General features: G+C 30.1%; 12 protein-coding genes. All 12 read right to left on the bottom strand.

Features of this window, described 5'->3' with window-relative positions:
- Positions 1-54 precede the first annotated feature (54 nt).
- Positions 55-648, bottom strand: coding sequence for a bifunctional phosphoribosyl-AMP cyclohydrolase/phosphoribosyl-ATP diphosphatase HisIE (gene hisIE, locus AADI82_RS01420; RefSeq protein ID WP_341214683.1), 594 nt, complete (start codon positions 646-648; stop codon positions 55-57).
- A gap of 46 nt (positions 649-694) precedes the next feature.
- On the bottom strand, positions 695-1450 hold the full coding sequence (hisF, locus tag AADI82_RS01415; protein ID WP_341214682.1) for an imidazole glycerol phosphate synthase subunit HisF: 756 nt from the start codon (positions 1448-1450) through the stop codon (positions 695-697).
- Between the two features lies 1 nt (position 1451).
- Positions 1452-2186 carry a 1-(5-phosphoribosyl)-5-[(5-phosphoribosylamino)methylideneamino]imidazole-4-carboxamide isomerase gene (gene hisA, locus AADI82_RS01410; RefSeq protein WP_341214681.1) on the bottom strand — a complete coding sequence of 245 codons (735 nt, stop codon included), beginning with the start codon at positions 2184-2186 and terminating at the stop codon, positions 1452-1454.
- Between the two features lie 89 nt (positions 2187-2275).
- Positions 2276-2857 (bottom strand): imidazole glycerol phosphate synthase subunit HisH, encoded by a 582-nt coding sequence (hisH, locus tag AADI82_RS01405; RefSeq protein ID WP_341214680.1) that lies wholly within the window; start codon positions 2855-2857, stop codon positions 2276-2278.
- Positions 2858-3991: a bifunctional histidinol-phosphatase/imidazoleglycerol-phosphate dehydratase HisB gene (gene hisB / locus AADI82_RS01400; protein WP_341214679.1), complete on the bottom strand. Its 1134-nt coding sequence runs from the start codon at positions 3989-3991 to the stop codon at positions 2858-2860.
- A complete protein-coding gene (gene hisC, locus AADI82_RS01395) occupies positions 3988-5025 on the bottom strand; it encodes a histidinol-phosphate transaminase (RefSeq protein ID WP_341214678.1) in 1038 nt (345 codons plus the stop codon). The genes hisB and hisC overlap by 4 nt, the downstream gene beginning before the upstream one ends.
- Positions 5022-6308 carry a histidinol dehydrogenase gene (gene hisD, locus AADI82_RS01390; protein WP_341214677.1) on the bottom strand — a complete coding sequence of 429 codons (1287 nt, stop codon included), beginning with the start codon at positions 6306-6308 and terminating at the stop codon, positions 5022-5024. The genes hisC and hisD overlap by 4 nt, the downstream gene beginning before the upstream one ends.
- A gap of 11 nt (positions 6309-6319) precedes the next feature.
- The gene (hisG, locus tag AADI82_RS01385) at positions 6320-7177 is read right to left on the bottom strand and encodes an ATP phosphoribosyltransferase (RefSeq protein ID WP_341214676.1); all 858 of its coding nucleotides are present in this window, start codon (positions 7175-7177) and stop codon (positions 6320-6322) included.
- Between the two features lie 340 nt (positions 7178-7517).
- The gene (locus AADI82_RS01380) at positions 7518-7889 is read right to left on the bottom strand and encodes a hypothetical protein (RefSeq protein WP_341214675.1); all 372 of its coding nucleotides are present in this window, start codon (positions 7887-7889) and stop codon (positions 7518-7520) included.
- 108 nt (positions 7890-7997) lie between these two features.
- The gene (locus AADI82_RS01375) at positions 7998-8810 is read right to left on the bottom strand and encodes a LytTR family DNA-binding domain-containing protein (protein ID WP_341214674.1); all 813 of its coding nucleotides are present in this window, start codon (positions 8808-8810) and stop codon (positions 7998-8000) included.
- Between the two features lie 35 nt (positions 8811-8845).
- Positions 8846-9661 carry a prohibitin family protein gene (locus AADI82_RS01370; RefSeq protein WP_341214673.1) on the bottom strand — a complete coding sequence of 272 codons (816 nt, stop codon included), beginning with the start codon at positions 9659-9661 and terminating at the stop codon, positions 8846-8848.
- Between the two features lie 13 nt (positions 9662-9674).
- Entirely contained in the window at positions 9675-11708 is a 2034-nt protein-coding gene (locus tag AADI82_RS01365) for a VWA domain-containing protein (RefSeq protein ID WP_341214672.1), read from the bottom strand.
- Positions 11709-11738: the final 30 nt, after the last annotated feature.

The following is an 11738-nucleotide window of genomic DNA, read 5'->3' as shown; positions in this document are numbered from 1 at the left end:
AAATCAACCATTTTTTTAAGAGACATTATTCTTAACCAGTTTTAATGTCTCTTTTTATTTATGCCTTCCTTTTAATTCAGCTTCAATATCTTTTAAAGTAAATCCTTTGGCTTGAAGTAACATTAAGTAATGAAATAGTAAATCTGCCGATTCATACAAAAACAATTCATCATTGCTATCCATCGCTTCAATAACCGTTTCAACTGCCTCCTCACCTACTTTTTGGGCAATTTTATTAATCCCTTTTGAAAATAAACTAGCTACATAAGATTTGCCGGCGTCTTTATTTTCTATTCTTTCAGAAATAATATTTTCTAAAGTTGAAAAGAAACCATAGTTAGCTCTATTATCTTCTTGCCAACAAGTATCTGTCCCTTTGTGGCACGTTGGTCCCGTAGGATTTACTTGAATTAAAAGTGAATCATTATCACAGTCATTTTTTATATCAACTAAACTTAAAAAATTTCCACTTTCTTCACCTTTAGTCCACAAACGTTGTTTACTTCTGCTATAGAAAGTGACCTGTTTAGTTTCAATTGTTTTGTTGTATGCTTCTTCATTCATATATCCAAGCATCAACACATTTTTAGTTGTTGCATCTTGAATGATTGCTGGTATGAGTCCGTTTGAATCGTATTTAATAGTCATAACTTATTCTTTATATGATACTGAAACTAGTAGTTCGGTATTACGACTAAAGTCGCACTTCTATATTGTTCTTTTTTAATTGTTTTTTTAATTCTGGAATAGCAATTTCTCCAAAGTGAAATACACTAGCCGCTAAAGCAGCATCTGCTTTTCCTTCTTTAAATGTATCAATAAAATGCTTTACATTTCCAGCACCACCAGATGCTATTATAGGAATGTTTAATGTTTCAGACAGTTTTTTTAAAGCTTCATTTGCAAAACCATTTTTTGTACCATCATGATTCATGGATGTAAACAAAATTTCTCCGGCACCTCGCTGTTCAACTTCTTTTGCCCATTCAAATAAATCAATATCGGTTGGAATGCTACCACCTGCTAAATGTACTTTCCAATTGTTATCAACTAATTTTGCATCAATAGCAACAACTACACATTGGCTTCCGAATTTTTTTGATAATTCGTTAATTAATTCTGGACGTTTTATGGCAGAAGAATTAACAGATACTTTATCTGCGCCACATTTTAAAAGGGCATCTACATCTTCAATAGATGAAATTCCGCCACCAACAGTAAACGGAATGTTTACTTGCTCTGCCACATGCAGAACCATATCTAAAGTGGTTGCTCTTTCTTCTAAAGTCGCAGAGATATCTAAAAAAACGAGCTCGTCTGCACCAATATTTGCGTATTGCTTTGCTAATTCAACAGGATCGCCAGCGTCACGTAAATCGACAAAATTAACGCCTTTTACAGTCCGCCCATTTTTAATGTCTAAACAAGGTATTATTCTTTTGGTTAGCATATTACACAAATTTTTCTAATTGCTTTAAACTGATTCTATTCTCGTAAATAGCTTTTCCGATAATGACACCTTCGCAACCTAAAGCTTTTAAAATTGGCAGCTCTTCAATTGTTGAAATACCTCCAGAAGCTATCAGCTTTATGGATTGACCACTACTACTATTTGAGCATTCTGTAATGATTTGTTTGTACAATTCTACAGATGGTCCTTCAAGCATGCCGTCTTTTGAAATATCTGTACAAATAACATATTGAATACTCTTTTTTTGATACGATTTAATAAACGGTATAACATCTTCTTTACTTTGTTCCATCCAACCGCTTATAGCCACTTTCCCATTATCGCTATCTGCTCCTAAAATAATTTTTGCAGCTCCATATTTCGATATCCAACCTTGATAAGTCTCTGGGTCTTTAACCGCAATACTCCCTCCTGTAATTTGTCTAGCGCCAGAGTTAAAAGCAATATGCAAATCTTCATTTGTTTTTAGACCACCTCCAAAATCAATTTTAAGGTTTGTTTTTGATGCTATTTGCTCTAAGACTTTATAATTTACAATGTGTTTCGCTTTTGCGCCATCTAAATCTACTAAATGCAAGTATTCAATTCCTGAAGCTTCAAAAGTTTTTGCAATTTCAAGCGGACTTTCACTATATATTTTTTTTGTGCCATAATCGCCTTTGGTTAAGCGTACACATTTTCCTTCTATAATATCTATGGCTGGTATAATTCTCATACTTTTAATTTCGTTAAACTGAACTTGTTTCAGTTTCTCATTATTAAATTAGATGATTTATGTGCTTCTGAAATAAATTCAGAATGACTCTAAATCTCTAAAAAGTTCTTTAAAATTTGTTCTCCTGCTAAACTACTCTTTTCTGGATGAAATTGTACACCATAAAAGTTATTGTGTTTTAAAGCTGATGCGTAATTAATTCCATAATCTGTTTTAGCAATAGTTTCTTTACAATGTTCTGCATAATAACTATGCACCAAATACATATACTCACTTTCTTTGATGTTCTTAAATAAATCAGATTTTAAATCTTTTATCACATTCCACCCCATTTGAGGTACTTTTACCGCATTGGAAAATTTTTTCACATCAGTTTGAAAAATGTTTAAACCTTTGGTACAACCTTCTTCTGTTGATTTGCACATGAGTTGCATACCTAAACATATACCCAAAACTGGTTGTTTTAAAGTTGGAATTAAAATATCTAACCCACCTTCTTTTAACATTTTCATTGCACTACTTGCTTCGCCTACTCCTGGAAAAATCACTTTATCTGCTGCTATGATTTCCTCTGGATTATTAGATAAAATAGCTTCGTATCCTAAGCGTTTAAATGCAAACTGAATACTTTTAATATTTCCAGCTCCGTAATCTATAATAACTAACTTCATTTAAAGCATTCCTTTTGTTGATGGTAAAATCATTTTTTCTATATCGCGTTTTATTGCCATTTTAATAGCTTTTGCAAAGGCTTTAAAAATAGCTTCAATCTTATGATGCTCATTAGTCCCTTCTGCTTTTATATTCAAATTACATTTTGCACCATCGGTAAACGATTTGAAGAAATGATAAAACATTTCGGTTGGCATTTTACCAATCATTTCACGTTTAAAATCGGCTTCCCATACAAGCCAATTTCTTCCTCCAAAATCTATAGCAGCTTGCGCATAACAATCGTCCATTGGTAAACAAAACCCGTAACGTTCGATGCCTAATTTATTACCTAAAGTTGTGTTGAATAATTCGCCTAAAGCAATCGCAGTATCTTCGATAGTGTGGTGCTCATCGACTTCTAAATCGCCATCAACTTTAATATTTAAATCCAATTGTCCGTGACGCGCAATTTGGTCTAACATATGATCGAAAAAGGCAAGTCCCGTATTAATTTTACTTTTCCCTGTGCCATCAAGATTTAGTTGAATGGCTATTTTAGTTTCGTTTGTATTTCTTATAATACTACCAGAACGCTCATTAGCTTTTAGAAACGTATAAATCTTTTCCCAATCGTTACTTTCTAAGGCAATATAACTATCTAACTCTTCACGTTTAACAGTAATTTCATTAGTCCCCAAATTGGTTTCGTCGTTTATAAAAATGCCTTTCGCACCTAAGTTTTTTGCTAATTCTACATCGGTTAATCTGTCACCAATAACAAATGAATTTTCTAAATCGTATGCATCAGAAAAAAACTTGGTAAGCAGTCCTGTGTTTGGTTTTCGGGTTGGTGCATTATCTTTAGCATAGGTTTCATCAATATAAACTTCTTTAAATTCTATGCCTTCATTTTTAAAAGTATCTAACACAAAATTATGAATTGGCCAAAATTTTTCAGAAGGATTATCTGGAGTTCCTAAGCCATCTTGATTGGTAACCATAATGATTTCAAAATCTAATTCTTTACAAATTCGCCCTAAATATTGAAACACTTTTGGGTAAAAAATTAATTTTTCAAAAGTATCAACCTGTTCATCTGCAGGTTCTCTAATTAATGTGCCGTCTCTATCTATAAATAAAACTTTTTTCATATTAATGACCTTAAAGTGCTTATTAGTTTCTCATTTTCCTCTTTTATTCCCACTGTAAATCTTAAACAATTTTCGCAACCTTTTTGGGTCGTTCTGTTTCTAATTACAATACCTTTTTCTATGAGTTGATTGTATCGCTTTGTAGCGTCATCAACTTTTACCAATACAAAATTTGCATCTGAAGGATATATTTTAGAAACATAACTAATTGCGTTTAATTCTGAAATTAAATTTTCCCTTTCCTTAAGAATATCTTTAATTTGATTTTTAGCCAAATTCTTTATTGATAGTTGTTCAATAGCTTTTTTCTGTGTTAATTCGTTTATATTATAAGGCGGTTTTATGCGATTTAATGCTGAAATAATTTCTGTGGAAGCATAACAAATTCCTAATCTAATTCCTGCCATTCCATAGGCTTTAGATAGTGTTTGAGTAACTATTAAATTAGGAAAATCTTTTAATTTATTCACCCAACTTTCTTCATTTGAAAAATCAATATAAGCTTCATCAATAACTACAATGCTTTTAAAATTTATTATTAATTTTTCAATTCTATCTGAATTAAAACTATTCGCTGTGGGATTATTAGGCGAACAAATAAAAAGTAGTTTGGTATTTTTATCTTGTGTATCTAAAATATCATCAACTTTAGGCTGAAAATTTCCATCCAATTGAACCTCTTTAATTTGTATCGCATTAATATTAGCCAATACACTATACATGCCATAAGTTGGTGGTAGTGTGATGATGTTATCTTGATTGGGTTCGCAAAATGCTCTAAAAATAAGATCTAAAACTTCGTCGCTTCCATTTCCTAAAAGTATGTTTTTAGCAGGAACTCCTTTAATTGTTGATAAAATAGATTTTAATTTTCCTTGTTTTGGATCTGGATATCGATTTATGCCATTTTCAAACGGATTTTCATTCGCGTCTAAAAATACCATAGCATCACTATTTCCTTGAAATTCATCTCTTGCAGACGAATACGGTTTTAGTGCTTTTATTGTTGGTCGTATTAAGTTTTGAATATTCATTTTTTCAAATCTTTTAATCGTATTGAAACCGCATTTTTATGCGCTTGTAAACCCTCAGCTTCTGCCATTAATTGAATAGTTTCTCCAATGTTCAACAAACCATCTTTTGATATTTTTTGAAACGTCATGCTTTTTAGAAAGCTATCTAAATTCACACCAGAATAGGCTTTACTAAACCCGTTTGTTGGTAAAGTGTGATTTGTTCCAGAAGCATAATCACCAGCACTTTCAGGCGTATAGTTACCAACAAAAACAGAACCAGCATTTGCAATACCATTTACATAAAAATCTTCATTTTTATTACAAATAATAAAATGTTCTGGACCATATTCATTAATTAACTGAAGTGCTAAATCGTCATTTTCAACATAAATTAATTTAGAATTTGAAATCGCTTTTTCCGCAATCGCTTGACGCGGAAGCATTTTAATTTGAGATTCAATTTCATCTGAAACCGAATTAATTAAATCTTTTGATGTAGATACTAAAATGACTTGACTGTCGGTTCCATGCTCCGCTTGACTCAATAAATCTGATGCAATATATGATGCATTTGCAGTTTCGTCTGCAACTACCAACAATTCACTTGGTCCAGCAGGCATATCGATTGCTACACCATGCTTTGTTGCTAGCTGTTTTGCAACCGTTACAAATTGATTTCCTGGTCCAAAAATTTTATATACTTGTGGTATGGTTTTTGTTCCAAATGTTAATCCAGCAATAGCTTGAATTCCACCAACTTTAAAAATTTGCGTTACACCACAAAGTTTTGCAGCATATAGTATTTCTGGAGCTAACTCTCTCATTTTATTAGGCGGTGAACATAAAATAATTTCTTTGCAACCGGCTATTTGTGCTGGAATACACAACATTAAAACTGTTGAAAACAAAGGAGCTGTTCCTCCAGGTATATATACACCAACTTTTTCAATAGGTCGTTTTTCTTGCCAGCATAAAACACCATTTGAGGTTTCTACTTCAATTTTTGGTGTTTTTTGAGCGGCATGAAATACCTCTATGTTTTGTTTTGCTTTTTTTATAGCAATTTGAAGGGCTACTGGTACTTTTTTTATTGCCTCATCAATCTCCTTAATGCTAACAATATTTGATTCTAAATTTACATCATCAAATTTTTGCGTATACTTTTTAATGGCTTTATCTCCATTTTTATTTATATCATCAAAAATTTCATTAACAGTAGCTTCAATATCATTTACAGTTTGAGTTGGTCGTTTTAAAATTTCTGACCATTCACTTTTATTAGGATTATTTATTATCTGCATAATCGTAAAAATTAAAGCACCATTTTTTCAATTGGACAAACCAAAATACCCTGAGCGCCGTTAGCTTTTAACTCTTCAATAACATTCCAAAATTCATTTTTGCTAATAACTGAATGTACCGAACTCCAACCTTCTTGTGCCAATGGTAAAACGGTTGGACTCTTCATTCCAGGTAAAACATTAATAATCTTTTCTAATTTATCATTTGGCGCATTTAATAAAATATACCTTGATTGTCTGCCTTTTAATACCGATTGAATTCTAAATTGAATTTTATTTAAAATAGCTTGCTTTTCTTCACTTAAAATTGGTGAAACAGCCAATACAGCTTCAGATTTTAAAATGACTTCAACTTCTTTTAAATTATTTTTAAAAAGGGTGCTTCCGCTTGAAACAATATCAACAATAGCATCTGCTAATCCAATATTTGGAGCAATTTCAACAGATCCATTAATAATGTGAAGTTTAGCACTAACACTATTTTTATCTAAAAAGCTTTGTACTGTGTTTGGGTATGATGTTGCAATACGCTTGCCTTCTAAATCTTTAACACTATCATACTTTACTGATTTTGGTACAGCTATACAAACTCTACAAGTAGAAAACCCTAATTTCTCAGCAACTTTTATATCGTTACCTTTTTCGATTAAAACATTTTCGCCAATAATAGCAACATCTACAACGCCATCTTTAAGATATTGAGGTATATCACCATTTCTTAAATAAAATACTTCGACAGGAAAACCTTTTGCAGATGCTTTTAATTGATCTTTTCCGTTATCAATATAAATTCCTATATCTTTTAAAATTCTCATCGAGTCTTCGTTTAAACGTCCCGATTTCTGTACTGCAATTCTTAATTTACTCATTTATTTGTTTTTATGAGTTTGAAACAATCTAATTGATTTTAGAACTAAAAAAACCCGCTTGATTGTCTCAAACGGGTTTAAAAATATTTTGATTTTATTCAATACATTTTCAGTTCGCTTGAGAGCAAATATGAAAATGATGATGTAATTGAATAAAGTTCATGTTCTTAATTTGATACAAATATCAATAATTTATATTTATAATTCCAAATAATAATAACAATTATTGCAAATATTGAATTTTATAAGTTTTTAGTTGCAATTTTTTATAGCATAACCAATAAACATTACTAATTAATTAAAAATATTCAAAATGATTTTTTTTATGTAGTAATTAAAATCACTTTTTTTTCGATGCAGTTATTATTAATTCTTCGTTATAACCATTAAGAACTTTACCACTAAGATTTGCGTCTACTTTTTTTAATTCGATATTTATAGGATTATCTTCTACATATATATCAAAAAACAATATCCCTTTTATAATTTTTACAGACTCTGCTACAATTTTTGTTCCGTCGTTATATAATACTTCTACTACTGGTTTATTATCTTTTTGCTTAATAATAAGGATTCCTGTACTATATTCATAAGGTGCATCAATACATTCATAGTCCCAGCTACCTATAAAGCTTTTAATTGATTCTTGGGCATTTGTTTTAAAACTGATAGCTGATAATATAACAACTAAAATTAAAAGTGTTTTTTTCATACGATTTGATTTTACATGATTTATATTAATTCTAGGTAAATGTACCCAACAACAGTAGTTTATAAAAAATTATGGGATGAATACAATCATTTAGGGATAAAAAATGACTTATGGAATACTCTTTTTAAAAGCATCTGCATAATTATCTGAAATTGGAATTATATAATCACAATTTTTAACATGTATTTGAAACTTACCAGAATTTTTTTCTATAAGTTTTATGTTGTTCATATTTACAATATAAGATCGGTGGCATCTTTTTAGTGTAGAATTACTAAATACAGTTTCTAAGTTTTTTAAAGTATTGCGTATTAATGTACGTTTGGTTTTTCCTTCATCTAAATAATAAATACTAACATAATTATCGGCAGATTCTATATACAATAAATCAGATAATTGTATAGATATTTTAAGAATCCCATATGCATTAGGAATACCAATTAAGCCTGTTTTTACGAGCAAGGTTTCTGTATTGTTTTTTTGCTTAAAGGCAAACGCATAAATAGTTAAGAGGGCTATAAAATAAAGAATTGTTATTAGAAGTAAGGTATGGCGAAGGTTACCTAAAAACTCTTTAAAAAAAGACTGATTGTATGTGTTGAAAAATACAGATAATACAAAAGTTATAAGTATAATTTCTAAAAAAACCCAAGCAATAAATTCTATACGTTTAAAAGATTCTATTTTGAAAAGTTTTCGAAGTACAAATTGTGTAAAAATTAATACCAATACACCAACTACACATATACTGGATATTCTAAAAAATTGCTGAAAACCTGAATCGTTTTCCCAAGTATTGATATTAAAAGGGACAAATACATTTAAAAAAAAGATACTAAACACCAAGCAAATACCAATAAATATTAATTTTTGCTTGGTGCTATCCAATAAAACAAAAGGTTGTATAAAATAACGGGGCATCTCTATCTTAAACCTTTATTCTATTACTATATCTTTTACTGGTTTCCTAAAATAATAGGCAATCCGCTATCTCCAGAGCCTATAATAACTACTTTACTATTTGGAGACTCTGCTAGTTTCGTGGTTGCCTCAATACCTTTATCTTGCAAAATTTTATCTGTCAAAGACGCACTTAAAATTTTATTTGCATCTGCTTTACCTTGGGCTTCAATAATTACTTTTTCAGCTTCTTTAGATGCTGTAACTAATCTAAACTCATATTCTAAAGATTCTTGCTCTTGTTTTAGTTTACGCTCTATTGCATCTTTAATGGTTGCAGGTAATGTTACATCTCTAATTAAAATATCATTAATTTGAATGAATTGCGGTTCTACAATTTTTTTAGTTTCCTCTAAAATCTCATCTTGAATAGCATCTCTTTTACTTGAATACAATTGTTCAGGTGTATAACGTCCAACAACACTACGCGCAGCACTTCTAATCGCTGGTTGTAAAACCCTGCTTTTATATTCTATTCCTTTTTGATTATGCAATCTACCCAAATTTTTAAAATCTGGTTCATATAATACAGAAGCATCTAATTTTATATCTAATCCATTAGAAGATAAAACAGACATTTTTTCAGGCATTTCCTGTTGACGTGTTTCATAATCTATAACACGATTCCAAGGTGCTATAATGTGAAAACCAGGTCCTAAAGCATCTTTATTAGGGTCTACACCTTCTCCAAGTGTTTCGTGTACAACTCCAGCATGCCCAGAATCTATAGTTACTGCAGATTTTGCTAACAATACAACAAGTATTATTGCAACAATAATTACTGGTAATGCAACTTTTGGTAATTTTTCCATTCTATTTTTTTATTTAAATTAATCCGTTATATTTTCTTAAAAACCACTCGATCCCTAGGCTAAATGCTATGACAACGAGTAAAAATTTCCAATCTATCAAAGGTATGGTATTTTTATTGCTTTTTTGTATGGTAGTGTAACGATTATCGTTTATTAAGTTGTTTATTAAACTATCAACTTTATCAACAAAGTAGCTTGCGCCACGGCTATTAGTAGCCAATTGACTTAACTTTGTTGCATTGGCATTTAAAAATTGCTGCTCAACATTATATTCTAAAATTTGAAAAGTGCCTGCCTTTGAAATATTTTCATTTGTAGCTTTAACTATAAAACTATATTCTGAAGGTGGTAAATTACTCAAATCGACTTGATAATTATTGTTTTTTAAAATAAGAGGAAATGTTCTCTCTTCGTCTAACACCTTATCTTTTACTTTGATATTAAGGGTTTCTCGTGCATCAAAAACATAGTTTTTATCGAAAAACTGTGCTTTAATTATCACATTGGTATTGCCATTATAAAATGATTCGTATTCAATGTTTAACCTATTTCTGCGCTTGTTTGACGCTAAATATTGAACGAGTTTCCCAATAAAATTGTCAAATGCATTAAACGATTTTGTGTTTATAAAACTCTGAGCGCGCCACTGCCATATGTTTTCCCCAAATAAAATGGCCTCTCTTCTGTTATTTGTTTCAAAAGTTGCTAAAAGTGGTTGTTTTGTTGAAACATCTCCTAATTTTTTATTTAAAATAGTTTCAAAAGGAATTGAAAAATTAGCAGCTCCAAAATTTGATTTTAGAGGTGGAAACGATTCAAAATCTATATCATCTATAATAAAAGGTGAATAGTTTAGATTTAATTCGGCTTGATAGTCTTCAACTTGATTTGTTATTTCGTGAGCGAAATTTTGACTCACTCTATTTACAAAATTTAAGTCGGTTTTTGTACCAATAATTATGAATCTGTTTTTGTTTTCTTTATTAATAATATCAAATAATTCTTTAAACTTATTGTTTGGTTGATTAATTATAATTAATTGAAAATCATTTATTTGATTAACTATTTCGTTTGAATTTAAAAAAACAACAGAACGTTGTTCGTTACTTTCAATACTTTTCTTTAAAGTTCCTAAATCTGGATGCAGAAAATCGCTAACAATAGCAATTTTTGTTTTTTGATCGATGACTTCAACTGCAAAATTTTTAGTATTATTAATAACATTCTTCTCGTTTTCAATAGGAATTATTGTTGCTTTTAAACTACTAACACCAACACGATTTGCTGGCAAAGTAAAGTTAATTGTTTTAGAATTGTTATCTTTTGAAAAATCAATAACTTGAGAATATACCGTTGTATTTCCGCGAGTAACGACAAAACGAGTATTTACATTGCTATTTCCGTTGTAAGTCATTATCACTTCAATTGGGAAACGATTTTTTAAATAGGCATACCTATTAACATTCAGTTGTTGAATTTTTAAATCGGTGTGCATTACAGTATCACCCAAAATAATAGGATAAATAGGAGTTTTATATTTTGAGTTTATAAATTCATAATCATTTCCAAAGGTTTGATTACCATCAGAAATTAGAATGGTAGCTGTATTCGTGTTTTTATAGACTTGTGATAACTGATTAAAAGCATCAGAAATATTAGTCTGTTTTTCAGAAAATCGAATAGAATCAAATGGCTTTAATTGCTCTCCAAAAGTGTATTTTGATATATTAAATTTATTATTTAATTTGCTGTTTTGTGATAGTTTGTTAATAATACTTAAAGCACTTTTATCTTGTTTTAAGTGTTTTATAGAACTGGAATTATCAATAGCTATAACTAGATTTGGTTTTTCTATAGTTAAGCTTATATGATTAAATTTTGGATTGATGAGTAATAGAAAAACTGAAAACAAAGTAAGAAATCTTAAAAACGAAAATAACATGTTTAGCTTAGAAACACTTTGCTTGCCTTTTATATACTGAAAAAGCGCTAATAAAAGCGCTATAATTCCAGCAATAATAATGTATAATATAGTTTCTGTTTGCATTAAAGCTAAGAGCTATTATTTAAGAGATTC

Origin of the sequence: uncultured Wocania sp., assembly GCF_964021735.1 — a bacterium.
In the GTDB taxonomy this organism is placed as follows: Bacteria; Bacteroidota; Bacteroidia; order Flavobacteriales; family Flavobacteriaceae; genus Wocania_A.
Note: the sequence above shows the minus strand (reverse complement) of the source record. Positions and strands in the feature narration are given on the sequence as shown.